This window comes from Nonomuraea muscovyensis, assembly GCF_014207745.1.
Classification (GTDB): Bacteria; Actinomycetota; Actinomycetes; order Streptosporangiales; family Streptosporangiaceae; genus Nonomuraea; species Nonomuraea muscovyensis.
On record NZ_JACHJB010000001.1, the window covers coordinates 1,792,180 to 1,816,962 of the forward strand.

At 67.7% G+C, this 24,783-nt stretch carries 23 protein-coding genes and 1 tRNA gene; 10 read left to right on the forward strand and 14 right to left on the reverse strand.

Annotated elements, in window-relative coordinates:
• Positions 1-29 precede the first annotated feature (29 nt).
• Genes FHU36_RS08425 through galU form a run of 4 tightly spaced genes read right to left on the reverse strand, consistent with a single transcriptional unit; the run spans position 30 to position 3,046 of the window.
• Positions 30-506, reverse strand: coding sequence for a MogA/MoaB family molybdenum cofactor biosynthesis protein (locus tag FHU36_RS08425; protein WP_185083183.1), 477 nt, complete (start codon positions 504-506; stop codon positions 30-32).
• Positions 503-931 carry a cyclic pyranopterin monophosphate synthase MoaC gene (gene moaC, locus FHU36_RS08430; protein ID WP_246502276.1) on the reverse strand — a complete coding sequence of 143 codons (429 nt, stop codon included), beginning with the start codon at positions 929-931 and terminating at the stop codon, positions 503-505. Before moaC ends, FHU36_RS08425 begins: the two co-directional genes overlap by 4 nt.
• 38 nt (positions 932-969) lie before the next feature.
• The gene (gene glp / locus FHU36_RS08435) at positions 970-2,157 is read right to left on the reverse strand and encodes a molybdotransferase-like divisome protein Glp (RefSeq protein ID WP_185083185.1); all 1,188 of its coding nucleotides are present in this window, start codon (positions 2,155-2,157) and stop codon (positions 970-972) included.
• On the reverse strand, positions 2,144-3,046 hold the full coding sequence (gene galU, locus FHU36_RS08440; protein WP_185083186.1) for a UTP--glucose-1-phosphate uridylyltransferase GalU: 903 nt from the start codon (positions 3,044-3,046) through the stop codon (positions 2,144-2,146). The genes glp and galU overlap by 14 nt, the downstream gene beginning before the upstream one ends.
• A gap of 24 nt (positions 3,047-3,070) precedes the next feature.
• Between galU and FHU36_RS08445 the strand changes: the two genes are divergently transcribed.
• The 3 genes from FHU36_RS08445 (at position 3,071) to FHU36_RS08455 (ending at position 5,558) form a co-directional block, all read left to right on the forward strand.
• Positions 3,071-3,640, forward strand: a complete 570-nt coding sequence (locus tag FHU36_RS08445; protein ID WP_185083187.1) for a 5-formyltetrahydrofolate cyclo-ligase — start codon at positions 3,071-3,073, stop codon at positions 3,638-3,640.
• 23 nt (positions 3,641-3,663) lie between these two features.
• Entirely contained in the window at positions 3,664-5,166 is a 1,503-nt protein-coding gene (locus tag FHU36_RS08450) for a potassium/proton antiporter (RefSeq protein ID WP_185083188.1), read from the forward strand.
• 68 nt (positions 5,167-5,234) lie between these two features.
• The gene (locus tag FHU36_RS08455; protein WP_185083189.1) at positions 5,235-5,558 is read left to right on the forward strand and encodes an FmdB family zinc ribbon protein; all 324 of its coding nucleotides are present in this window, start codon (positions 5,235-5,237) and stop codon (positions 5,556-5,558) included.
• Positions 5,559-5,695: 137 nt separating this feature from the next.
• Here the strand turns inward: FHU36_RS08455 and FHU36_RS08460 are convergent, their stop codons facing one another.
• Positions 5,696-7,672, reverse strand: coding sequence for an MDR family MFS transporter (locus FHU36_RS08460; protein WP_185083190.1), 1,977 nt, complete (start codon positions 7,670-7,672; stop codon positions 5,696-5,698).
• A gap of 133 nt (positions 7,673-7,805) precedes the next feature.
• On the opposite strand from FHU36_RS08460, the gene FHU36_RS08465 reads away from it, so the two are divergent.
• The gene (locus FHU36_RS08465; protein ID WP_185083191.1) at positions 7,806-8,612 is read left to right on the forward strand and encodes an S-methyl-5'-thioadenosine phosphorylase; all 807 of its coding nucleotides are present in this window, start codon (positions 7,806-7,808) and stop codon (positions 8,610-8,612) included.
• The gene (gene cpaB / locus FHU36_RS08470) at positions 8,609-9,373 is read left to right on the forward strand and encodes a Flp pilus assembly protein CpaB (RefSeq protein ID WP_185083192.1); all 765 of its coding nucleotides are present in this window, start codon (positions 8,609-8,611) and stop codon (positions 9,371-9,373) included. The genes FHU36_RS08465 and cpaB overlap by 4 nt, the downstream gene beginning before the upstream one ends.
• 777 nt (positions 9,374-10,150) lie before the next feature.
• Here cpaB and FHU36_RS08475 read toward each other — a convergent pair.
• A complete protein-coding gene (locus FHU36_RS08475) occupies positions 10,151-11,188 on the reverse strand; it encodes a D-alanyl-D-alanine carboxypeptidase family protein (RefSeq protein ID WP_185083193.1) in 1,038 nt (345 codons plus the stop codon).
• Between the two features lie 1,124 nt (positions 11,189-12,312).
• Here FHU36_RS08475 and FHU36_RS08480 point away from each other — a divergent pair.
• A tRNA-Arg gene (locus FHU36_RS08480) sits at positions 12,313-12,385 on the forward strand.
• Between the two features lie 298 nt (positions 12,386-12,683).
• Here the strand turns inward: FHU36_RS08480 and FHU36_RS08485 are convergent.
• Entirely contained in the window at positions 12,684-13,415 is a 732-nt protein-coding gene (locus FHU36_RS08485) for an NUDIX hydrolase (RefSeq protein ID WP_185083194.1), read from the reverse strand.
• 89 nt (positions 13,416-13,504) lie between these two features.
• Here FHU36_RS08485 and FHU36_RS08490 point away from each other — a divergent pair, with 89 nt between their 5' ends.
• The 3 genes from FHU36_RS08490 to FHU36_RS08500 are packed head-to-tail and all read left to right on the forward strand — an operon-like array spanning position 13,505 to position 16,839.
• Positions 13,505-15,277, forward strand: coding sequence for an AbeC-like domain-containing protein (locus FHU36_RS08490; protein WP_185083195.1), 1,773 nt, complete (start codon positions 13,505-13,507; stop codon positions 15,275-15,277).
• Positions 15,274-16,164 carry a 5'-methylthioadenosine/S-adenosylhomocysteine nucleosidase family protein gene (locus FHU36_RS08495; RefSeq protein ID WP_185083196.1) on the forward strand — a complete coding sequence of 297 codons (891 nt, stop codon included), beginning with the start codon at positions 15,274-15,276 and terminating at the stop codon, positions 16,162-16,164. Before FHU36_RS08490 ends, FHU36_RS08495 begins: the two co-directional genes overlap by 4 nt.
• A 21-nt stretch (positions 16,165-16,185) precedes the next feature.
• Positions 16,186-16,839 carry a hypothetical protein gene (locus tag FHU36_RS08500; RefSeq protein ID WP_185083197.1) on the forward strand — a complete coding sequence of 218 codons (654 nt, stop codon included), beginning with the start codon at positions 16,186-16,188 and terminating at the stop codon, positions 16,837-16,839.
• A gap of 226 nt (positions 16,840-17,065) precedes the next feature.
• Here FHU36_RS08500 and FHU36_RS08505 read toward each other — a convergent pair whose 3' ends face one another.
• Both FHU36_RS08505 and FHU36_RS46265 read right to left on the reverse strand, forming a co-directional pair.
• Entirely contained in the window at positions 17,066-17,758 is a 693-nt protein-coding gene (locus FHU36_RS08505) for a hypothetical protein (protein WP_221495808.1), read from the reverse strand.
• Positions 17,759-17,809: 51 nt separating this feature from the next.
• Positions 17,810-18,814: a restriction endonuclease gene (locus FHU36_RS46265; protein WP_185083198.1), complete on the reverse strand. Its 1,005-nt coding sequence runs from the start codon at positions 18,812-18,814 to the stop codon at positions 17,810-17,812.
• A gap of 225 nt (positions 18,815-19,039) precedes the next feature.
• On the opposite strand from FHU36_RS46265, the gene FHU36_RS08515 reads away from it, so the two are divergent.
• Positions 19,040-19,528 carry a hypothetical protein gene (locus FHU36_RS08515; protein ID WP_185083199.1) on the forward strand — a complete coding sequence of 163 codons (489 nt, stop codon included), beginning with the start codon at positions 19,040-19,042 and terminating at the stop codon, positions 19,526-19,528.
• Between the two features lie 6 nt (positions 19,529-19,534).
• Here FHU36_RS08515 and FHU36_RS08520 read toward each other — a convergent pair whose 3' ends face one another.
• From FHU36_RS08520 to FHU36_RS08540, 5 genes are all read right to left on the reverse strand, one after another.
• A complete protein-coding gene (locus tag FHU36_RS08520) occupies positions 19,535-19,828 on the reverse strand; it encodes a WXG100 family type VII secretion target (RefSeq protein WP_185083200.1) in 294 nt (97 codons plus the stop codon).
• A 2-nt stretch (positions 19,829-19,830) separates the two neighbouring features.
• On the reverse strand, positions 19,831-21,591 hold the full coding sequence (locus FHU36_RS08525; protein ID WP_185083201.1) for a hypothetical protein: 1,761 nt from the start codon (positions 21,589-21,591) through the stop codon (positions 19,831-19,833).
• A 275-nt stretch (positions 21,592-21,866) separates the two neighbouring features.
• Positions 21,867-23,231 carry a tyrosine-type recombinase/integrase gene (locus tag FHU36_RS45510; protein ID WP_185083202.1) on the reverse strand — a complete coding sequence of 455 codons (1,365 nt, stop codon included), beginning with the start codon at positions 23,229-23,231 and terminating at the stop codon, positions 21,867-21,869.
• A complete protein-coding gene (locus FHU36_RS08535) occupies positions 23,228-23,419 on the reverse strand; it encodes a helix-turn-helix transcriptional regulator (protein WP_101789167.1) in 192 nt (63 codons plus the stop codon). The genes FHU36_RS45510 and FHU36_RS08535 overlap by 4 nt, the downstream gene beginning before the upstream one ends.
• A complete protein-coding gene (locus tag FHU36_RS08540) occupies positions 23,412-24,746 on the reverse strand; it encodes a replication initiator (RefSeq protein WP_185083203.1) in 1,335 nt (444 codons plus the stop codon). The genes FHU36_RS08535 and FHU36_RS08540 overlap by 8 nt, the downstream gene beginning before the upstream one ends.
• Between the last annotated feature and the right edge of the window lie 37 nt (positions 24,747-24,783).

The window sequence follows — 24,783 nt, forward strand, 5'->3', positions numbered from 1 at the left end:
ATCCCCCCTTCGGTGCACCATCGCCACGGTCAGCGCGGGTGGTCGCCCCCGCGGATCTGGTCGACCGCGTGCTTGAGCACGGACACCAGGACGGCGGCGCCGTCGCGTACGCCTCCGGTGGAGCCGGGCAGGTTGACGATGAGGGTGGAGCCCGCCTGACCGGCGAGGCCGCGGGACAGGATGGAGGTGGGCACCTTGTCGCGGTTCGTCTGCCGGATGGCCTCTGCGATGCCGGGAATCTCCCGGGTTATCACTCGGGCGGTCATCTCCGGCGTCAGGTCCAGCGGCGTCAGCCCCGTACCCCCGGTCGTCACGATCGCGTCGTACCCGGCGGCGACACCGTCACGCAGCGCCACCTCTACGGCCTCGCCGTCGGGCACCACCACGGGCCCCTCCACGGCGCAGCCCACGTCCTCCAGCAGCGAGACCAGCAACGGCCCGGACCTGTCCTCGTACACCCCTGCGGAGGCCCGGTTGGACACCGTCACCACGAGAGCACGGATCATGGCCGCGTCCACACCCCCGTCTTGCCGCCCGTCTTCTCCTCGACCCGCACGTCGGTGACCACGGCCGCCGGATCCACCGCCTTCACCATGTCGATCAGCGCGAGCGCCGCGACCGACACCGCGGTCAGGGCCTCCATCTCGACCCCGGTGCGGTCGGCCGTCTTCACCCTGGCGGTGATCGCGACCCCCCACCCGGTCACCTCCAGCGTGACCTTGACGCCGTGCAGCGCGATCGGGTGGCAGAGTGGGATCAGGTCGGGTGTCCGTTTCGCGCCCATGATCCCGGCGATCCGGGCCACGCCGAGCGCGTCGCCCTTGGGCACCTCCCCCGACCTCAGCAGCGCCACTGCCTCACCGGACAGCAGCACCCGCCCGGTCGCCGTGGCCGTACGTGCCCCGACCTCCTTGGCCGAGACGTCGACCATGCGCGCCGCGCCCGTCTCGTCCAGGTGCGTGAACTCGCTCACAGTCTGATCACCTCGACCGCCGTGCCCGACGGCACCTCTGTCACGTCCTCGGGCACCACGATGAGGGCGTTCGCCGTGGCCAGCGCGGCGAGCTGGTGCGAGCCCTGCCCGTGCACCGGCGTCACCGTGCCGTCGTCGGCCAGCACCCCGCGAAGGAACGACCGCCGCCCCGCCGGTGAGCGCAGCGCGCCGATGACGTACGCCTCCTCGGTCCGCGGGAAGCCGGCCGGCAGGCCGCGCATCTTCCGCAGCGCGGGCCGGACGAAGAGCATGAACGACACGAACGACGAGACGGGGTTGCCGGGCAGCGCGAAGATCGGCACCTGGTCCTCCCCCACCACGCCGAACCCCTGCGGCATGCCGGGCTGCATGGCGACCTTCTCGAACTGGACCGTGCCGAGCGGCCCGAGCGCCTCCTTGACCGGCTCGTACGCGCCCATCGAGACGCCCCCGCTGGTGACGACGGCGTCGGCCCGGACGAGCTGGGCGTCGAGCTGGTCGAGGAACGCGGCCGGGTCGTCGTTGACGGTGGTCGCCCGGAACGCCTCCGCGCCCGTCTCCCTGACGGCGGCGGCCAGCGTGTAACTGTTGGAGTCCCAGATCTGGCCCGGCTGCAGCGGCGTGCCCGGCTCGGCCAGCTCGGCTCCGGTCGACAGCACCACGACGCGCGGCAGCGGCCGCGCCTTGACCCGCCGGCGGCCCACCCCGGCGATGATGCCGAGCTGGGCGGCGCCGATCACGGTGCCGGGCTTGAGGACGATCTCGCCGGCCTGCACGTCCTCGCCGGCCCGGCGGATGGCGTTGCCCTCCGGGGCGCTGCGGTCGATGGTGACGGCGACGGTGCCGCCGTCGGTCCATTCGACCGGGACGACCGTGTCGGCACCGGCCGGCACGGGCGCGCCCGTCATGATCCGTACGGCGTGCCCCTGCCCCACGGCCCGCAGCTCGCGCGACCCGGCCGCCACGTCGTCGATCACCGGCAGCCTGACCGGCACCCGCTCGATGTCGGCGGCCCGTACGGCATAACCGTCCATCGCCGAGTTGTCGAACGGCGGCAGCGGCACCGGGGAGGTCACCTCCTCGGCCAGCGTCGTGCCGAGCGCCCGCTCCAGCTCCAGCTCCAGGGGCGCCAGCGGCCGTACGGTGGCCAGGATGTCGGCCAGGTGGGCGTCAACCGATTTCATCAAGGAACTCCCGCAACCACGGCACGAACTCCGGCGCCAGGTCCGGCCGGTCGGCCGCGAACTTCACCACTGTGCGCAGGTAGTCGAGCTTGTCACCGGTGTCGTACCGCCGGCCGCGGAACAGCACGCCGTGGACGGGCCCGCCCTGGTCCGAGCCGCGCCCGGCGAGGGTGCGCAGCGCGTCGGTGAGCTGGATCTCGCCGCCGCGGCCGGGCGGGGTGTTCTCCAGCACCTCGAACACCGCCGGGTCGATCACGTAGCGCCCGATGATCGCCCAGTTGGACGGCGCGTCCTTGGCCGGCGGCTTCTCCACCAGATCGGTGACGCGGACGACGTCGTCCTCCGAGGTCGCCTCGATCGTCGCCACCCCGTACAGCGACACCTGCTCCTTCGGCACCTCCATCAGCGCGATGACACTGCCCCCGTAGGTGTCGCGCACCTCGATCATGCGCTTGAGCAGTTCGTCACGACGGTCGATGAGGTCGTCGCCGAGCAGGCAGGCGAACGGGTGGTCGCCGACGTGCTGCTTGGCGCAGAGCACCGCATGGCCGAGGCCCTTCGGCTCGCCCTGCCGTACGTAGTGGAGAGTGGCGAGCGAGGCAGGCTCGCGGACCTGGGACAACCGGTGCTCGTCGCCCTTGGCCTCGAGCACCTCCTCCAGCTCGAACGCCCGGTCGAAGTGGTCCTCGATCGACCGTTTGTTCTTGCCCGTGACCATGAGAACGTCGAGCAGCCCGGCGGAGGCGGCCTCCTCGACGACATACTGGATAGCGGGCTTGTCGACGATGGGCAGCATCTCCTTGGGTGTCGCCTTGGTCGCCGGAAGGAACCGGGTGCCCAGACCCGCGGCGGGCACGACGGCTTTCGTCACAGGGTCGAAGTCAGCCATACATAGACCCTAGTGGAGGACCCTGTGGACAAGCTGAACCTGCGTCGCGAGCTGCTGTCCGCGCGCGCCTCCCTCACCCCCGAGCAGCGGCGCGCCAACGCGGTGAAGGTACGCGAAACGCTGCTCGACCAGCCGTGGGTGCAGATGGCGGGGCTCGTCGCGTGCTACTGGTCCATCGGCACCGAGCCGGAGACGCACGGGCTGGTGTTCGCGCTGTGGAAGCACGGCGCGACCGTGATCCTGCCCGTCCTGCGCGAGGACAACGACCTCGACTGGGCGGTCTACGACGGACCCGACACGCTGGCGCCGGGCAGGTTCGGGGTGATGGAGCCGGTCGACACGCGCCGCGGGGTCGACGCGATCCGCACCGCCGCGCTGGTGATCGTGCCGGCGCTCGCCGTGGACAGGCTGTCAGGGGTACGGCTCGGCCGTGGCGGCGGCTCGTACGACCGCGCCCTGGCCCGGGTCGGCCCCAACGTCCCCACGGTCGCACTGCTCCACGACGGCGAGCTGATCCACGGTGTGCCCGCCGAACGCCACGACCAGCGGGTCCGCTGGGCGATCAGCCCCGAGGGACTCACTAGTCTTATGTGACCGAACATGCGAGAGGGGGCCATATGACGCTGGATGTCTGGCTCCTTCTCGGAGCGGCGATCGTCATCGCCGCGATCGCGTCCGTACGGATCGCGCACCGCAGTGGCCTGCCGAGCCTCCTGTTGTTCCTGGGATTCGGGCTGGCGCTGGGCGACGCGGGGCTGGGCATCCCGTTCAACGACCCCGACCTGGCCAAGCAGATCGGCATGATCGCGCTGGCCGTGATCCTGGCCGAAGGTGGTCTGACCACCAACTGGTCCCACGTGCGCCGGTCGGTGCCGCTGGCGCTGATCCTGGCCACGATCGGCGTCGCGGTCAGCATCCTGGTGATGGCGATGATCGTCCGGGCGCTGCTGGGCGTGGACCTGACCACCGCGCTGATCCTCGGCGCGGTGCTGGCGCCCACCGACGCCGCCGCCGTGTTCTCCGTGCTGCGCCGCCTGCCGCTGCCGCCGCGCCTGTCCGGCGCGCTGGAGGCCGAGTCGGGCTTCAACGACGCCCCCACGGTCATCGCCGTGGTGCTGCTGAGCAGCATGGCGGACGCGCCGTCCCTCGGGACGTTCGTCCTGGACACCACGATCGAGCTGGTGATCGGCGCGGCCGTCGGCCTCGCCGTCGGGCCCGCCGGCGCGTACGCGCTGCGCCGCGTCGCCCTGCCGGCCTCCGGCCTGTACCCGATCGCGGTGCTGGCACTGACCTTCGTCTCGTACGGCGGCGCCGTGCTGCTGCACGGCTCGGGCTTCCTGGCGATCTATCTGACGGCACTCATCCTGGGCAACTCGCGGCTGCCGCACCGGGCCGCCACCCGGGGCTTCGCCGAGGGCGCCGCGTGGTTGTCGCAGATCGGGCTGTTCGTCATGCTGGGGCTGCTCGCCACCCCCAAGGAGATGGGCTCGGCCATCCTGCCCGGCCTCATCGCGGGAACGGTCCTCGTGCTGATCGCCCGGCCGATTTCGGTGGCGGTCAGCGCGGTGCTGGCCCGGCTGCTGCGGCTGGCCAGGGTGAGCTGGCGGGAGCAGGCGTTCCTGTCATGGGCGGGGCTGCGCGGCGCGATCCCCATCGTGCTGGCGACGATCCCGTGGGCGGCGGACGTCGAGGGCTCCAAGCACGTCTTCAACCAGGTCTTCATCATCGTGATCGTCTTCACTCTGCTGCAGGGACCGACGCTGCCGTGGGTGGCCAGGAAGCTGGGGGTGACGGCGACCGGCGAGGCACACGACCTGGAGGTCGAGGCGGCGCCGCTGGAGGAGCTGCAGGCTGACCTGCTGCAGGTCAAGGTGTCATCCGGGTCCCAGTTGCACGGAGTGGAGGTCTTCGAGCTGCGGCTGCCGGCGGGTGCGGCGGTGACCCTCGTGGTGCGGGACGGCAAATCGTTCGTGCCGTCCGGCGACACCCGCATCCGCGCCGACGACCAGCTCCTCGTCGTCACCACCGCCGCCTGTCGCGACCAGGTCGAACGCCGCCTGCGCGCGGTGAGCCGCCGCGGCAAGCTGGCCGGTTGGTTCGGGGAGCGGGGACTGGAATAGCCGATTGACCGGATCGGTTACCATTGGCAGTCGCATAGCTCGAGTGCCAGAGCCTGAAGGAGGAGCGCGTGCCGACCTACCAGTACGCCTGCAACGACTGCGGTGAGCAGCTCGAGGTCGTCCAGAAGTTCACCGACGACGCGCTGACCGTCTGCCCCGCCTGCCAGGGCAACCTGCGGAAGATCTTCTCCGCCGTCGGCATCGTGTTCAAGGGTTCGGGCTTCTACCGCACCGACAGCCGCTCGTCGTCCAGCTCGACGACGCCGGCGTCCTCCTCGTCCTCGTCCTCCTCCACCGGGACGTCTTCCTCCAAGTCCGGCGACTCGTCCTCGTCGTCCTCCTCGTCCTCGTCCTCGTCTTCGGCACCCGCTCCGGCCGCGGCCTCCAGCTGACCGTTTGAGCTGCGCCCCCGAAAGGCACGGCATTCGGCCGGGTATTGCCCCCTGGATGAGAATCCACGATCAGCCACGACCGGGCGGCGGCTCCTGGGCCGGTGCGACGCACGGAGCGCCCAGCCCGACCGCTGCTCCTACCGCCGTCTGTCCGGCCGGTCCGCGTTCGCGCCGAGGAGCTGCGGCGTGAGGCGGTGGCAGAGCTCCTCGAGCTGTGGATGAGGCCCCCAGTCGGCCACCAGCCGGCTCAGGCTCTCGTGCGACGACCGCAGCAGCCGGAGCGCCGCCTGCTGCCCCTCTTGGGTGAGCCGCAGGTGGTCGCCGTCCGCTGAGCGCGCCACCAGCCCTCTGCCGATGAGCTGGTCGGCGTACGGCCGTCCGGCGGCCCTGCTGACGTTGGCCCGCCGGGCCAGGTCCTCGGCCTTCACCCACCCCTTGCCGTCGAGTCTGGCGATGAGCCACACGCCCTCCGGTGCGATCCCCGTCAACCCGGCCAGCGAACCGAGCCTGGCGTAGAAGCCCCTGCGCAGGTCGGCGTCCGCCAGCCGTACCAGCCCACGCTCGACCTCCTCCAGCGACGAACGCTCGGCCGACGTCGCCCCGAGCCCCTCACCCATATCCGTGGCCTTGGTCGTCTCCCTGAGCCGCTGTTGCGGGATGAACCAGGTGAACACGAACGCGACGAACATGATCGGCGCCGCCACCCTGAAGACCATGGCGATCGAGTCGGCGTACACGTGCAGGAACTCCGCCGTCAGCTGCGGCGGCAGCCGCTGGATGATCGTCGGATCCTCCCGCACCCGCGCCGGGTCGAACCCCGGCGGCAGCGCCGTCGTCCTGACCACCTCGGCCAGGTCGTCGGCGAGCCGGGCGGTGAAGACGGCGCCCAGTGCCGCGACCCCGAACGCCCCGCCGATCAGCCTGAAGAACGTGGCCCCCGAGGTTGCCACACCGAGATCCTTGAACGCGACGGCGTTCTGCACGATGATCACCAGGACCTGCATGGTCATGCCCAGCCCCGCCCCGAACACCAGCAGCTCCACCCCCATCACCAGGGTGGCGCTCCGTTCGGTGAGCGTGGACAGCAGAAGGAGCCCGACCGTGGCCAGCCCGGTGCCGGCGATGGGCAGGTAGCGATATCTGCCGGTCTTGCTGATGATCTGGCCCGAGACGACGGACATCCCCAGCATGCCCACCATCATCGGCAGCAGGTGGACGCCCGACAGGGTGGGGCTGACCCCGTGGACGACCTGGAGGTAGAGCGGCAGGTATGTCAGCGCGCCGAACATCGCGAAGCCCACCACGAAGCCGACGACCGACGACATCGTGAACGCCCTCACGCCGAACAGCTCCAGCGGCAGCACCGGCTCCCGCGCCCGCCGCTCCGCGACCACCCAGCCCGCCGCCATGACGGCCGCCGCCAGAGCCAGGCCCACGATCACGGGGTCGCCCCACGGATAGGTCGTGCCGCCCCAGGTGGTGATCAGCACGAGGCACGAGGTCGCGCCGCCGAGCAGCACCACGCCCGCGTAGTCGATCCGGTGCCTGCCCCGCTTCCGGTCCGACGGCAGGACCAGGGCGATCACGAACAGCCCGACGGCTCCGATCGGCAGGTTGATGTAGAAGACCCAGTGCCAGGACAGGTGGTCGACGAACAGGCCGCCCAGCAGCGGGCCGATGACGCTCGCGACGGCGAACACCCCGCCGAACCACCCCTGGTACTTGCCCCGGTCACGGGCCGACACGATGTCGCCGACGATGGCCTGCGCCAGCACCATCAGGCCGCCGCCGCCGAGCCCCTGGACCGAGCGGTAGAGGATCAGGTCGCGCATGCTCTGGCTGAGCCCGCAGAGCGCCGACCCGGCCAGGAAGACGATGATCGCGGTGATGAACAGCCTCTTGCGCCCGAACTGGTCGCCGAGCTTGCCCCACAACGGGGTGGAGACGGTCGAGGCCAGGATGTAGCCCGTCACGACCCACGACAGCTCCTCCAGGCCGCCGAGGTCGCTCACGATCGTGGGCAGGGCGGTCGAGACGATCGTCTGGTCGAGCGCCGCGAGCAGCATGCCCAGCATGAGCGCGATGATGATGAGCGCGAGGCCCCGTTGCCGCATGGGCCGATCCTACGTAACGCGACGAAGCCGCTACGCCGCGCACCCGAGTTATCCACAGCCCTCGACGGGCGTTATCCACAGAACACCGTTCTGCCTCAACCCGCCCGCGAACGATGCCGATACCCTCGGCGCCATGGTCACTAGCGCAGACATCGGCGTCATCGGCGGCTCCGGCCTTTACTCCCTGCTGGACGACGCGGAGGAGATCGAGCTCACCACCCCCTACGGGCCACCGAGCGACGTCGTCACCGTGGGGCAGGTCGGTTCGCGTTCCGTCGCCTTCATCCCCCGCCACGGGCGGGACCATCGTTTCCCGCCGCACCGCATCCCCTACCAAGCCAATCTCTGGGCGCTGCGTTCCCTCGGGGTGCGCCAGGTGCTGGCGCCCAGCGCTGTCGGCTCGCTGCGCCCCGAGCACGGCCCCGGCGCGATCGTGGTGCCCGACCAGCTCATCGACCGCACGTCGGGGCGCGTCCAGACCTACTACGACATGGGCGGCGCCGTTCACGTGTCGTTCGCCGACCCCTACTGTCCCTCCGGCCGCGCGGTGGCGGTGGCCTCCGCTCGTGACGGAGGGTGGCAGACGGTCGACGGCGGCACCCTGGTGGTCATCGAGGGGCCGAGGTTCTCCACCCGGGCCGAGTCCCGCTGGTTCGCCGCCAACGGCTGGACGATCGTCGGCATGACCGGCTTCCCCGAGGCCATGCTGGCCCGCGAGCTTGCCCTCTGCTACACCTCGCTGTCGCTGGTGACCGACCATGACGCGGGCGTCGAGGCGGGTGAGGGGGTGACGCACGAGGAGGTGCTGGAGTTCTTCGCCCAGAACGTCACCCGCATGCGCACGTTGGTGGCCGATGCCGTGCAGGCTCTGCCCACCGACCGGACGTGCCCGTGCGGCTCCGCCCTGGACGGTCTCAAGCTCCCGTTCGAGCTGCCGTGACCGGCTCCCGGGCACTCGTCTCCCCGCTCACGCACCGGCCGGCCGGCCCGGCCCAAGCCCCTCCTTCGGGGGGATCACCAGACCACCTCGACAGTCTGCGGCGACACCTCGCCGACCGGTCCCCCGGCGACTGGCGCCTTGCGGGTCGGCGACGCGGCAACCGGCGCTTCGCCGACGGGCGTCCCGGCAACCCGCGTCTTGCCGGTCGGCGCCCCGGTGACCGTCGCCGCCGCCGTGCGATCGCCGCCCTGCTGGCCAGCACCGGCGTCCTGCTCGGCTACTCGGCCTTGCGCCCCGCCCCCGGTACGCCGGTCCTCGTGGCCGCACGCGACCTCTCGCCGGGTGTGCTCCGAGCGGGAGACCTGCGGCCGGTCCCTCTACACCACCCTCCCGACGGGGCGATCCGCTCCGACGCGGTGGGGCGGGTCCTGACCGGCCCGATGCGCCGTGGCGAGCCGCTCACCGACGCGCGCCTGCTCCACTCGCTCCGCCTGCCCCCGGGCACCGTGGCCACCCCGGTGCGCATCTCCGACGCCGACGTGGCCCGCCTGATCTCCCCTGGTTCGACCATCGGCGTGCTCGCCGCCTGGGAAGGTCAGGCGGCCCAGCTCGTAGCCGACGACGTCAGGGTGGTCACCGTCCCGGAGACCGACGACGGCAAAGGGGCCCTGGTCGTGCTGGCCACCACCCCGGCCCAGGCAGGCACCCTGGCCGCGGCGCAGGCCGGCGGCCACCTCTCGATCACCATCAAACCCGGCTAGCGCCGGCCGCGTCGGCCATGGCCCGTTCGTGCGCACGATGAAGCTCCGCTCGGCCGTGGCCGCGAGTCCCTTGTACCCGACGGCGAGGCGGGGCTGTTGCTCAAGGTCGGTAGTACCGCCCCGTTGCCGAAGGTCGGTAGTACCGCGCCGTTGCTCAAGATCGCCGATGCGATCGTTCGGCGGTGTGTCGCGACGCCGGCGAGGGAGCGGGGCGCAGCCGGGTGGCCGGCCCGGTCACCCGACCCGGCCCCTCGACATCGGCGACCGCCAGATGGCAAGCGTCCCGCCCGCCGATCACCGAACGCGAGAGGCCGTGTCCGACGATCGCCGCAGCCGCTACTTATGGCGATCCTCCAGGACCCGACGGGCTGGCACTCCCCCAGCCCCGGGCCGCGTATGCCTCTCGAAGGGTGACGCGGTCGCCCTTCGGCGCGTGGACCGGCGAGTGGTCGGCGAGGTACGACCCCACTGCTCCCGCGTCGTCCGGCCCGCCGCGGAACACAGTGGTGTTTCCTCCCAGGACGGGAAACCCTCCTGCCCGGCCATGAGGCTATACCGGCTTCGGGGCGGCCTGTGCCCCCGAGGCGAAGGCACCGGACACCAGGGCGTCAACCGCCACCAGTCCCCCGATTCGGCGCCCAGCCAAGGCGAATGGACCCACGGGACCACGTTCTCGTGATCTTCGTTCCGGATCTTGGTAGACCTTGATCAACAAGAAGCAACGGGCGCTTAGACCCGCGAGAACGTCAATGTCAACGGGAATCGTGGCCGCTCCGGCTAAGGCAAAGTGTCGATCTTCGGGTCGTACTCCCAGTGCCACGGCTCGAAGGGACTGCTGTACGCCCAATCCGGATGGAACCACCCGAACTTCTTGGAGTTCCTCTCCATCCACACGAACTCCGCCGACCGGAACCGTTCCACCCCACCGCACAGGTCCACCGCCAGCCCGAGCCCGTGGTTGCTGCGCCCCGGCACCGCGGCGAAACCCGGCCGCCGGTAGTAGACCGACTGCTGCTCGGCCAGGTTGCGGTAGGCGTCCGTCACGCAGATCGGCCTGCCGAACTGGCGCCGGTACGCCTCGCTGAGGCTGATGAACGCGATAGCCGCGTCGGCGCGCAGGCTGTGGCCTTTCTGCTGCAACGGGCAGAGCATGGCGGTGGGAATGAGGCCGTTCGGGTAGTTGCCGGCCGTGGCGGCGCGGAGCGGGTTGCAGCTGAACGCCGCCTTGCCCACCTTGTCCACCTTGATCCCCAGTTTCACCAGGGCCTGGGTCAGCGACTTGACGACCTTGTCGGAACGCTTGCGCAGCATGTCGACCTCCGCCGACAGCTGGGCCTCCGCCAGCAGGTTGCTCGCCCGGATCTCCTGCGCCTCGGCCGCCACCCGCTGTGACTCCTTGGCCAGGGCCGCGACCTGCTCCACCGACGCCTGCCGCTCGGTCACCATCTGGCTCACATTGGCCATGGAGCGCAGCGTGCCGGCGTCGGAGTCACCCGACAGGAACGGGGCCACGCCGCTGGTCATCCCCGGCTGCTGGTACACCAGCTCGACCATCTGCGCCACCGGCTGCCGGCTCTCCGCCAGCCTCCGCTCGGCCTGCTGCAACGTCAGCAGCTTGGCCTTCAGCTCCTTCTCGGCGGCAGCGATGCCGGCCCGGCGCTTCTCCAGGGCCTTGGTGGCCTCTTCGAGTTCCTGCGCCGACTTCTCCGCCTGCTTGCGGAGTTGGGTGAGCTTGGCGGGGTCCCTGTCCGCGGCCTCTGCTGCCTCCGCGGTCGCGGCGCGCTGCCGTACGTCGGCTTCCACCCGTCCAGGCATCGCAACCAGCGAAGTCATCGCCATGACGACCGCGATCAGGCCAGCTGATCGAGGGGATGGCACGTCCGACTCCTCCGTTTGCAGACTCGTTACCTGGGTCAGGCACGCACGTTACTACAGCCCCCGGAGTGTCCGGACCCAACTCAGGAGACCCGTTATGACACGAACGCGCCCTTTGTACGATCAGCCCCGGCGTTCCGGACACCGACCACCCGAACGCGCCGCCCAACACCCACACCCATGGGTACGCCCCCAACCACGCCCCGGTTCGGCTCATCCCCGCAGCGGGAACCTCACCCCGCCCCGGACACGCTCCCCCCACCCCGCGCCAGGCAGCCGAAACCCACCGAATCACCACACCGAGACCTTCACCCACACACCCGCGCAGCAGGCGAACAGTGTCGAACCTCCCGCCCCGAGGCCACGCCACCACCCTCCACGTCCTCCACCGGCAAAGCGGACGGCCGAGGCGCCTGCCGGGTCCGCCTCGCAAGCCCCGCGGGCAGCCCCTCGCCCGCCTCCCGCTCGTACTCTCTGCACACGTCCCACATCCACGTGTCCGCCCACTCCCCCGGACACTCCCTCCAGGCCATCTCCGCGGGCGCCGCACTGCGCCGGCGCGCGGACGCGACGGGTACAGCCGCCCGCTTGGCCCCGGAGGGCGTCCCCCCACCCCACACCGGCCCAGCCGCCTCCACAGACGCGACCTCACCACCGGCAGCACCCTCCGGCTCGGGCACCCCGGGCACGAACCCGGCGTACACCACATCAGGCCGAGCAGGCGCCGGCACCAGCACCGGCCTCCACCCGAGCCGCCCCTCGGCCCGAACCTTCACCCCCCGCTCCACCCCCGCCCGCTCGTACCCGCTGAGCTCCCCCGCCAGCAGTCCCCCAGCGAAGATCACCGGCGCCAGCAACGCCGCACACAACACCACGGGCCGCCGATGCACGTCCTGCCGCCGCCTCCTGATCACCGCACCGACGTTAGCCACCCCCACCACCCCGTCAGCCCGGACCAGGCATCCCTTTACCGCGGCTCACAGCACCCATGACCCACCCACCCAAACTCACCCCGCCCCCACGGCCCACACAGTGCCGGACTTTCGCTAGGCTTACGGGAGTCCGCCTCCGTAGCTCAGGGGATAGAGCACCGCTCTCCTAAAGCGGGTGCCGCAGGTTCGAATCCTGCCGGGGGCACTTATCTCCACCAGGCATTTCAGCCTCCGACCTGCGGCTTCTCAGGCGCAGGTCTTTCGCTTCCCCGGGCCCTCATAGGCCGCCGACGGCATCGGTATGCAGCCGTAGGATCACGATCAGGGGACATGTGGGGGATGATCTTGGCGACGTTTCCCATGCCCAACCCAGGTATGGGCCGTCCAGTCCTGGCCGGAGCCCCGGAGCCGACGAGGCTGGCCGCGGTCGCCGGCGACCTCCTCCGCTTCCAGTGAGCGACATCCGTTCAACGCTTGTGGCCCCGGCTCGGTTGCGCCTGCCGTCATGCCGCGCCGTATGGGCGAGCAACCTCACTTGATCGCAGCAACGGGGGGATTAGCAGTGATGCCCGTCCTCTTCGGTACAGGGCTGCGGGCCGGCCAACCTCGGGAATGCGGCGCTCGCCGGTGGGTTCAAGGAAGCCCTCTGAACGCGTCACCTTCCTGCGGAAGTTACTGGGGTCGAGCTGGAATCCCCACACGGCTTCGTAGATGTGGCGCAACTCCCCGATGGTGAAAGGTTCAGGGCAGAAGGCGGCGGCTACGGTGGTGTGCTCGAGCTGCGATCGGGCTCGCTCCAACCCGTCACGCAAGATCACAGCGTGGTCGAAAGCCAGTGGCATACCTCCGTCAAGGGCTTCCGAAGCTGGCGTCCAGCGTGCTCCGGCGGCGTCGGTGCCCGCGACAGGTAGCGGCAGGTCAGGACCGAGTGCCAGGTATGCCACGGTGATGATCCTGCCGCGAGGATCACGTGCTGGGTCGCTGTAGGCGTGCAGTTGCTCCAGGTGCAGCTTGTGACCGTCGAGGGCGGTTTCCTCTTGCAGTTCCCGTAGCGCGGCCTCAGTCAGAGTCTCGCCGTCGCGGACGAAGCCGCCTGGGAGCGCAGCGCAACCGAGGAAGGGGTCGTTGCCTCGTTCGATTAGCAAGACCTGTAGCTGCCCCCGACGGACAGTAAAGATCACGAGGTCCACCGTCACAGCGACCGCTGCCGGAGGGCGTCGGCCGGCTCTTTCCATCACTCCACAAACTCCCATAAAAGGTCATGTTGACTTTAACCTGCAAGCTGCTTATGGTCAAAGCGACCTTAACGGGGTAGGAGGGCAGCATGGCCCGGTCCGGGGCGGCACTACGCGAACGCAGGCACGGCGGCGCCTTCAGGGAAGACGCGGCCACCAGGCATCTCTGTGCGGGCGTGTACCTCGATCCCGCCTTTCGCAGGACGGTTATCCGCCAGGTGTACAACGACACCGCTCGCATGGTCGCTCCGTCGTACGGCTTCGACCTGATCCCCGTCGTACGGCACGCCTGGCGAGCCTGGCTCCTAGATACGACACAGCATCTGTGCGTCCTGGCGATCCTCGTACTCAACCCGCCAGTCGCCATCGTCGTCGTCAGTACGCTCTGCTTCTTGTGCCTCCTCCGCGTGATGATCAGGAGCGCCCTGGTAGTCCTCCCCCTCCGGGCCAAGGCGATCATTGACCGGTTGCTACATCGGCCAAGATGGTTGAGCGAGTCAGACGAACTCCGTCAGAATGTACGCCTTCTGCGCCTCAGCGGCCTGGGATGCGCCGTGCTCATCCTGACGCTGCCCATGGTGGCGGGATTCGCTCACGTATCGCTGGAGCAGATGACGCGATCGGCGGCATTTCTCGGGCTACTGCTCGTCGTCGTAGTGAGTGGAAAAGCGGCAATCCAGCAACTATCCCTCAACTCCATGCACTGGGCGGAGGCGCTGCGGCCGCCCAAGCTCACGCTGCGACAACTCGCCATCGATGATCAGCAATTCCATCCCTATGTCGTCTACCAGAGACCATCGCCGCCGGAGCCCGAAGAGAAACCGGAGCACTTCACGTTCAAGCGGATCGACGAGCAGCAGAGCCCTTTTGTTGGCAGTGGCCAACTCGTGCACAGGTGGCTTCCCCCGCTCACTGTCCAACTCTTGAAGTCGCAGCCGCTCGGAAACGGAGACGGAGACGATCACGGCAAGCACACGCCGATGGAGGTGCTGGAGTACCCGAAACCTCCGTTCAAAGCCCACGAACTCGTCGCTCACCTGAAGAAGGCGATGGCCCCCATGGGGGACGTCGAAGATCCGACCGGCCTACGTGGGTTCACGGTGCACGATCGGCTGTACATCGCCGAGCCCGACGTGGAGCCCAGCCCTGAATGGCTCAGGAAGCGACCAAACCAGAACCAGATCGACGAGATGATCGATGATCCCTATGACGCCGTCCACCACTTCCTGGAGATCGGTGCCACCGCCACCGGAGAGTTGGTCACCACGGTTTTCCTGCGGGTGACAGTCAAAGGCCGGGCACTCAGTCTCGACTTCGCCGCCTGTGCCCTTACGCGCACTCCGGCCGAGTACCAGGTGCTCAATGCTTTCGCGGAGACCGGGGTGAGCGCGGTGCTGCGCTCCGTGTTACGCGGGCTGCTCAACCTTCCCGCCGAAGTGGCGAGAGTGTGGCGTTTGGCCGAAGCGCTTCAACTCCTGATCGGTGCCATGCGAGCCCGGAAGAACCGCATGCTCAAGCCCCGGCGCGGGATGGCCATCGCCGCACAGTTGAGTGTCCGGGAGGAGAAGTCGACCCCCTGGGAGCACGCACAGCTGGACGAGGTCACGATCCACGATCACATGAAACTCATCGAGGAGCGCTTGCTCAAGGCCACCGAGGATTTTCTCGAGTCGCATGAAATCGATACCTCTGCCTTCAAGAAGAGAGCCACCAGCATCATCAACATGGGCGTGCTCAACATGGGTGGCAAGACCGAGATCAAGCAGTCAGCCGTGGGCGCCAACGCCCAGGTTCGTACCGACTCGCGCGAACCCGACAGGGGCGCCGAACAATCTCCAACCAACGAAGGAGGCCAGCGATGAGCGACAACAGCGGCGTCGCGAACTACCGGGGAAGCATGGAAATCAGCCAGTCCGCGATCGGTCACGGAGCATCGGTCACAGTATCGGCCGATCGAGAGGATCCCCCTCAGCACGCCAGTCGCGCCGATGTCGGAGTGATCACGATCACTCCTGAGGAAGCGAACGCCGTCCGCAAGGTCCTCGGCTTGCAGCCGACCCGAAGCGGCGATCTTCCGTTCTACGAGGGGACCGTGCACATCCGGGACACGGCCACCCGGATCGCCGCGTTCCGTGCCCTCTCTCAAGGGCAGCGATCGACAGTCATGGCCTTCAACCACCTTCGGCGACACTACAACCCCGCTGTGATCGTACTGACCGGCATCGGCGGCGGCATCCATGCGAACGCCGCGATCGGTGACGTCGTCGTGGCCACTCGAGTCGTCTACTACGACCTACGCAAGGAAACCCCCGACGGGACCCGACGCAGAGGCGAGGAACGGGAAGCACCTTCCGCCATGGGTCATGCCGTGAACATGTTCTTCACCGATCATGGCGAGCCAGCCACATTCCAAGCCACCCACGATGACGGGAACACTCACAACTTCCTGGTCCACACCGGGCCAATCGGGTCAGGGGAAACGGTGATCGCAGATGCGGAGTCGGAGATCGTCCATTATCTCAAGGCCTACAACGACAAGGTTCTGGCCGTCGAGATGGAGGCTGGTGGCCTCACCCAGGCCTTCCACGAGCAGGACGGGCCCCAAGCCGTACGTGGCTGGGCCGTCGTACGCGGAATCTCCGATGACGCCAGCGAGGGCAAGAACGACGCCTGCCACGACATCGCCGCGCGGCACGCGGCGACAGTCCTGCGCAGCCTGATCCCTTATCTCCCGGTCGGCAGCCCGTAGATTCCGTTAAAGGAGGCCGACATGGACGCCTTCGTGCTTGGAGTGGTGAGCTCTCTCCTGGCTACTGCACTAACCGTCGCGGGAGGCTGGGCCTTCTCCATGCGTTCCCGCCAGTGGCCGGTTACGCTTCTATCCCGTCTGACTGGATTGGGAGTTCACCGCGTCTTTCCACGCCAGCAGCTCGCCAATCAAGAGCTGACAGCCGAACTCAAGCGCGCGCGGTGGGTGCGTGTTCTGGCTGGACGCGGCAACGAGCTGACACGCGACGGGTTCGCCGCCGTCTGGGAGGCCGCGGGCAGGAGTCTGGAATCCGTCCAGATTCTCCTGCCTGACGCCGACCTCGGCTCGGACTCCTGGCTCGCCAGACGGGAGGCCGAGATGCGTCGCGTGGACCTGGGCTTCTCCCCCGGTCTGCTCACCGAGCAGGTGCGCATCAACGCCGCCTACGTGAGCGAAGTAGCACGGCACCGCGAAAACGTATCGCTGCGCTTCTACGATCTGCCCAACCTGCATCGTGTCGTCGTCACCGACAACGTCGCCTACCTGACCATGTACCGGCAGGCAGAGCATGGGCGCAATTCCCCGTGCCTTCTCGCTCGCCGGCCAGGGCTAATGTACGACTACGCGTTACTGCTCTTCACCACCGCATGGGACCATAGCCGCCCGGCGGCATGACTCTCGATGCAGCCTGGCAGCTATCACAACGCATCCCGGGTTGAGCCGTCGCCAGGCCCACCGACCGCCTTGCGGTGCCGGCGGATCAGCCCGGCCCCGCACGCAGCTTCGTGTGGCGCAAGCGCGGTCATCGTTGAGCACGCGCGATGAAGGGGTGGGTACGGCTGAGCTTTAGATGCGCCGCCAGCGATACTTGCGGATGAGAAGCGCATCTGCCCGGCACAGCTCAGGTTGGCACCGCGGCACACTCGGCAACACGGGCAGCGAGCTCGCCGAACGTGACGGAGGAAGGAGTGATCGCCCGCAACCGCGCCAGCGAGATCCGTGTCTGGGCGCCCAGTGCCGCGTCCAGAGCGATGGTGGGCGTGACGTAGAACTCCCACTGGTCCAGGTTGAGCGGGTCGATCGTCGCCTTATCGGTGTGATGGAGAAGGCAGAAGACGTAGACGCGGCTGGGCCGGTGCGGTACAGCGGCCACGACGTCTGTCCGCGCATTCCAACCTTTGGCGGGGACGATGTCGAACCCGATCCGTGACAACTGCTGCTGACTCCACGACTGTACGTACGCCGCCGACTTGACCTCGACGTCCAGCCCGTCGGGCAGCCGCAGGTCGACGGCGTCCCACTCTGTGCGGACACCATCGGCGACGCCCAGCGCGAATGCGACAATATACTCGGCGAGGATACCGCGCAGCCTGTTGCTGATCACGTCGGAGCACGCCCACGCCCAGAAGTCGGCGAGGGTGGCGCCTGCCGCCGTCCCATGCGCAGTGAGCGGCTCGCTGCCCGTCCTGCGGGAAATAGGGAGAGCGTCAAGCGATATCCCCTCAGCGGTCGCGTCGGAGCCGAGCATCGCGAACGTCCTTTCGATGGATGCTGACGGGAACAGCTCGTCGCAGTACCGGAGGTAGTCAAGCACTCACCACATCTGAATCGGGGTTATCCGGTAGGCCAGGGCGTTTCAATCGTCCTATGCATCCAAGGCCAGCATCCATACGCGCTTCAAGGGCAGGTCCGCCTGGATTTCCTCGGGTAGCCGGTCGTAAACAGCGCTGAGTTCTCGCAGGACATCGTCCGATGTCCACAAGCGGACGTTGAAAAACTTCTGACGCAACTCGCGCTCAGCATCGCGAGTGACACCGTTCCAACTGACAACCAGGACTTGGTCAGCACCCATATGGCCAGCGACCCCCTGAATCTCCCGAACCACACGGACGTCCGCGGGCGCTTGGGTGAATTTCACCTGAACGCAGATTCGTGGAGGGTCCATACCCAGTGGTCCAGAACCAGCCAGTACATCGATTCCGCCGTCCTTGCCGTCCGGCGCGATAAAGGTCGTCATCCCTTTTGCTTGGAAGATAGCCGCCACAAGTTGTGACAGTCTGTGACCAGGGAAGCGCTGACTGATCCGGTCGACGATCTCGTCCTGAGCCATCCGCTCCAGATCGAACTTTGTGACCTCCGTATCCGTTTCTTCCTCGTGTTCAGCCAGAGGTTCTTCGCCAACACCTGGATCAGAAGCACCACTCGCAAGCGCGAGCAGTCGTTCGTAGGCGTTGTTCCGAGTGAGCTCACACACAGTGAGGAGAGAACCAAGCGAGTGCCGGAGATCCTGTCCGATCGCGGTTCGCGCGACCTCTGTCCGGAGCCAGGTAACGGGGCGAGCGTGGCGAGCTTCGGCCGGCAGATCGATCCGGTACGTATAGCTGCCGGTAATGCGGCCAACGGCGATGGCGGGCTTGCTCTTGAGGGGAAGAACGACCAGATCACCTGCTTGCATGCGGCTCAAGAAGGTCCAGAGCTGGCCGGTCCAGTTGGCGGCCCGTTGCTTTGTGGCGTCTGGATAGGTGGTAGTCACTAGATCGCGAAGCGCATCCAGGCTCTTGCACGCCGAAAGATCATGGAGTTCAGGCCATCCGATCAGCGCTAATCCCTCGTCGAGCGCGAGATTTTCCTGTTCACCCTGCCGACCCACCCTTACCATCCATGCTCTAGGCACCGTTCTCCTCGCCACCCCTTGATCCGGCCGCCATTCGGTTGGAGCTACATACACCGAACAGTAGCGCCGCGTAGCCCTCTAGTTGCATATTGTCATACCTTGATCGCGGTTGTCACGACAGTCCGCTGCCCTCATCGCGGCTCGCTATATCTGCAACGAATTGGATGTACGAGCGGAGGGTGGTCGGATAAGGTCCAGGTCGTGCGCCTTGATGCGAGTTCGAGGGCGGTTGCCGCGCTACTTGTCTGTTTCGCGGCCTTAACAGGCTGCTCGGGAGAGCCAGAGCGGCCGACACTGGCGGAGGCGACCCGGCAGCTCGTAAGCGATGGAGACGCTCTGGTATCCGGGATCGAGGCAGGCTTGACAGGCCTGACGAAGGAACGGGCGGACCAGGACCGGAATACGACGTGCGTGAAGGGTAAGGCGCAACGTTACTTCAGGGCCAAGGGAAACTTCGCAAACCCGTCCGCAGAGAATCCGCCCAGCTTGGTCGGGTTACTGAAAGGCGATCTCGAAGGTAAGGGCTATACCGAGGTCGTGGACAACCTCGACCTCTGGGAAGACAACGTGAGCGTCGCCGTGGTCATCCATCCCGAAACCAAGTTGACCTTCGTCCTCATGGCCAGGATGGAACCGACACCCAACGTCCTGATCGTCGGCAAGACCGAGTGCTACCCCAGCAACGGCTGAACGCACTCACCTAGGGTCAGGCACCTGCGCGGCCTCCGCACGGAGTTGCCTGGCGCGGCGACGGAGGTTCTCGGCGGTGGCCAGGCACGAGTCTTCGAGCTCGCTCATCTCGCGCTTGAGGCGGACGGCGTTGGAGAGGTATCGCTCTGCAGCCGGCCCCTTCCAGAAGGTCTCGCTCTCGTTGGGTTTCGACGGGATGCCGTGGAATGTGTCAGCCAGGGTTTTGGCATACTTCATGAAGGTAGAGGCGAGCGCCTCCTTCTCGGCCGCCTCGCGGAGCAGTTGATGCCTGATGGGCATGGTCAGCCTCCCCTTCTCTTCAGCGCGTCGAGCAGGGCGCTCTGTAACCGACCCTCCATTGCGTCTCTCATGAAAGCCATCTGTGATGTCGTCATTGGGGCCAAGCCGTGTTCTCTCATCGAGCGATCCAGCCAAGCGATCTGCTCGTCGATGAGCTTGTCAGCGACTGCCTCGGCTGTGTCCGGTGTCTTCTCATCGAGATAGCCCGTGATCATGCCCTTCAGGGCATCTTTGACTTCATCGAGCCCTTTGGCCTTGCCTGTGGACGCGATCTTGCTAGCGATGGGAAAGTACTGGTCGAAGTAGTCCACAGGCATGAGGACGAACCCGGCTATTCGTTCGGCGTACTCGTCGTCGCTCCACTCTGCATACGTCGAGCCGGCCAGCAGCAGGTTCGACAGCGCGCCCGTCCGCTCGGCGAGATTGATGTGCGCTTCCTGCTTGTAGTTGCTCGAGTCGAAGGGATGGTAGCGGCCCATGTCAAGCTCCTTGGTGTACTCCCTCCCTGCATTCATCAACGCGTCGGCTGCGTTGGAGTCCTGCATCAACGCACCCAGGAACCGAGCGCTTACTGTGGGGTCGAGCTTGTCCCATGGCGGCCTGGGGCCCAAGTGGGGCATCTTCGGCGAGTTTCGCTCGGCCTGCCCTCGGGCGAGGTGATCCAAGACGGGCGCTATGTCCTTGGCGAGCACCCGGCTGATGGGCGAGTTGGTGAAGGTTCCGAGACTGCCACCGACCCAGAGCGAGTATTCGGACCCGATGCTGTTGATGACGGTGATCCAGGCCCGCTCCCGCATGTCGTCCGCCCCGGCGCCTGGCTTCAACGCCCCGTGCAGCGCCTTCGCTAACGCCTCCTCGTAGCCGGGGACACCGGTTGTAGTGACGGTGTAGGCGTTCAGCAGAACGCCGGCCTCCTTCTGATGCTCGGCCAGCAGCCGCTGGAACGCCTCCGGATTCCCCTCGTATGCCTTGGCCAGGTTGTACAGACTCCAGTTGGGGTCCGTGGGATAGGCGTCAGAGTTCGGTGGGCGGTTCAGCAGGTTGGTCGCCACCCGGTTCAGGAAGGTGCCGGACTGCGGGGCCAGGGCGACCAGAGTCGTCAGGATGTCCGACGGGGCTGTCTCCACCATCTTCTGCCACTCGTTCCCGAGCCGTCCGGAACTCTCCGCGCTGGCGAAGGCCCTGGCTAACAGGCCCGGCGAGGAGTCTCCGGCCCGCTTCAGCGCGTCCGGGGTCAGACCTCTGCGCACACCAGCGGCCTCGATGTTCATCCAGTCGCGGAGCAGCTTCTGGAACGTCGTAGGGCCGAGGGCGGCCAGCAGCGCCGCCGCGTAAGTCGGGTCGTCGGCCCTCCCCTTGAGCGCCCCCAGGGCCTTCTCCACCCCATTCCAACTCGGTCCGGAAAAGTGCTGGTCGTGGAGCTTGAGGGCCGCGGCGATGGCATCCGTGTCCTTCCTAGCCGCACGCGCCGCCTCTGCCCCGTTACTGAACGGGAAGGTGGTGGCCAGCATGCCCTTCTGCTGCGTCGGCACCAACCGCTTGATGGTGTCGACGCGCCACTTCAAATCTTGCTGAGACTCGTGGAAGAACGCCCAGGTTCGGTGCATCGCCGTGATGCCCCCACGGCCCACCCACTCCTCACCGGCCTCGGCAATCGCCGCTTCGAGCCCCGGCCGTGCCCTGCCCAGGACCTCCTTCCCGGCCTCCATCTGGCGGATCAGCTTCTCCGCGCCGAGGGGATCGATCCCGACGAACTCCCCCATTGCCCCCTCCCGGAGGGTGTGGCTACAGGGCGGGAGTCAAGCACAACAGACGTCTCAGGTAAACACGTAATACATTGTCATAAAGAAGCGGAATCGCTTGTGTACGCCGATTAGTCGCAATAAGTCTCGATGAAAGCCAACGTGACGGCAGTGTCCGTTCTTGTCGAGGCTGGCCGGAAGCTGTCCTTCGCGGATCAGGCTCCACGCGCTGTGCGAACTGGGCGAACTGCAAAACTCCGGGCCCTGGCCATGGCCAGGGCCCGGAGCGGACCTATCTATACGTCGAGGGCGCTGTTGATCTTCCCGTTGATCTGCTCTTGCTGGCCGTCCATGCACTTGGCGTAGACCCGGAGCAAGACGTCAACGCCATGCCCAGCGCGCTTGGCGACCTCGGGGGCCGGCACACCGGCGTTGAGCCAGAGCGACACCGCCGCATGGCGGAGGTCGTACGGCCGAGCAGCGAGCGACGAGGCCACCTGGGCAGGCGTCAGAGCGAGCTTCCGCGCTTCCTGCCAGACTCGGGAGTACGCGGAACTGGAGTAGACGCCTCCCGTACCCGTACAGAAGATCCTGCCGTCCTTGGCCGTGCCGTACTCGGCGATGTGCTCACGGAGCATCCCGACCAGGACCGGCGGGATCGGGATCTCTCGCGTTTCCCTGTCCGCCCGGTGCTTCAGGCTCCGGGACTCGTGGGTCTCGCCGGAGTTCGTCCATCGCTTCGTGCTCTGGGGACGCGCTCGCTCCAGGACGATCAGGCCCCATCCCGATGCGGGCAGGGTGCAGTTGTTCGCTCGGAGATCCGCCGCCTCCTCCGGCCGAAGCGCGGCGTAGTAGATGCAGCCGAACAGCGCCTTGAGCCGAGCCCCCCGCTTGCGACCCACCATGGACAGGGCGTCGAGGAGCCGCCTTGCCTGCGCCGGGTTGACCACGGTTCGCGGATCCACGACCGTGACGGCCTTGGGTGCAGTCCATTTGATCTCGTTGAGCGGGTTGGTGCCGAATATCTTCTGCTCAACCGCGTGCTCCAGCAGGTGATGAAGAACGGCCCGCTTGCGCCGTACCGTGTTCGCCCCCGCCGGGCCGCCTGCGAAGGTGGCCGTGACGGCGTCGAGTGCCCTGCGGAGAACCGCGGCATCGCCCAGAACGGTCAGAGGAAGCGAAGCCTTCTCCAGCCACCTCAGGGTCACAGCCTGAGCCGCGGTCAGGTCTGCCCGCCGATCCTCCGGAAGGAGCGCATGAACCTTGAGGACTTCCCGCAGTTCCTCAGGCTCGGGACGCCCCGGTGCGTCGGCCGTCAAAGCGGGAACCAACGACAGCAGCGCGTACGCGTCCGTCTCGCGGGTCCGCGGCGCCGAGGTGCGCCAGCGGCGAAGGATGTAGGACTGGGCGAACTCCAGGAATGTCGGGCCGGAGGATCGGGCGGCGAGCATCGATACCGGCAGGCCGGTCACGATGTCGAACTCCTCCCCTGCCTTGGCCGCCTGGCGTAGGTCGGACAGGAAGGCGTTGGCCAGGCCCTTGGTTCGGAAACTCTTGGACTTGGCCTTGCCCGCGACCTTCCAGCGGGCGATGTAGGCGGGGGTATCCCGGTCCGAACGATACTGGACTCCGCCGAGCTTCACGTCGTAGGTGGTGTTCACGCGGCCTCCCGGCGGGAGTCGAGCCAGGCCAGGAGATCGCTCCGCCAGACGCGCAGCTCGTCATTGGGAAGCCGGATACACGCGGGCGCACGTCCGAGTTCGCGCCACCGGTAGAACGTGCGGCGGGAGATCCCGCCCAGTTCCTCGAGTACCTCGGGAACGGTCAGCAGCTTGTCCTGCCTACTCATCAGGACCACCGCCCACGTACGACAGGCTGGTGCCGGTGATGGCGGCGGCGAGGAGTTGGTCTCCGAGGGACAGACCCTTTCCGGCGTACTCCCAGTGGGCGATGACGAGGACGGTGTCCTCCTCGAAGAGGGGCAGGCGGCCGGTGGTGATCTCCTCTGCTCGCTGGTGTTCCTGGCGGGCGGCGCGGAGGGCGCCGAGGGTGGTGGAGTAGCGGCGGCTCTTGGTGGAGAAGTGGCCGCGGAAGCCGAGCATGTGGGCCCATTGGGTGAGGCGGAGGTCAGCCAGGTCGTGGAGGGCACCCAGGCGGAGGCACTCGGCGATGAGGCGGCGGGCGTGCTCGCGCAGCGGGTACAGGGCCAACTCCTCGAGGGTGTGGATGCGCCGGTCCAACGTGCCGACGCATTCGGCGGCCTTGGTGGCGTACTTGGCGATGTAGGCGGCGACCGCTTGCTCAGTGAGGTCGCCGTTCATGGTGATCGGGCGGACATCGAGCTGGGTGCCCCAGCGGAAGATGCGGGCCAGCGGCTCGACCTCGACGGTTATCGCGCTGGCCGCATGCTGGACGGCTTGGGTCAGGGCGTCGGCGGTGGCCCAGGCGGGAGGCGGCGAGGTGGGGCCGTTCGGTCCGTCGAGGCGGATGACGGCGTGGAAGTGGACGACGCCGCGGCGCTGGTATTCGGCGACCTTGGCGAAGGAGATGGTGAGCTGTTGACGCAGCTCGCGCAGCGTGAGTCCGGAGAGGCGGGCAAACCGTCGTCGCAGTGCTTCGGTAAAGCGCCGCCATAGCTCGGGAGCTACGGCGTTGAACAGCACCGAGCCCTCGTAGTCGTAGCAGTCCGGGCAGAGCGGCTCGCCGAGGCACGGGTCGTCGGCCGCGTGGCGGGCCTTGCAGGACATGACGTGCCCGTGGAGGCAGGTCTCGGCGTTGCGGCGGGCGTGGCAGGGCAGGACCTTGCCGTTCCTCTCCCGTCGGACGTGCACAGCCCCGAACGACGGCGCAGTGAGCGTGACGAACAGGGCGGGATGGGCAGCGACGGTTTCCGGGACGCCCTTGCCGCCGACCAGGCCGGCCCGGACGAGCTGGTAGGTGTCGGCGCGGTAGGTCTCGGCGCAGGCGGGGCAGCGGGAGGCGCGGCGGGTCTTGCACGGCACCCGCAGGACGCCGTCCGGTTCGGTGTGGGTGCTGTAGCGGTGCAGGAGCCGGCCGGTGGCGCGGTCGTAGTGTTCGATCTTGCCGCGCAGGTGGATGGGTTGGCGGCAGCCGCCGGTGCGCGTGATCTGGTGGGCCCAGCGGTCGTAGTTCGGGTCGTGGAGCCGAGTGATCATCCCGGCGAGTGCGTGTGGGTGGGGCAAGATGGGTTCC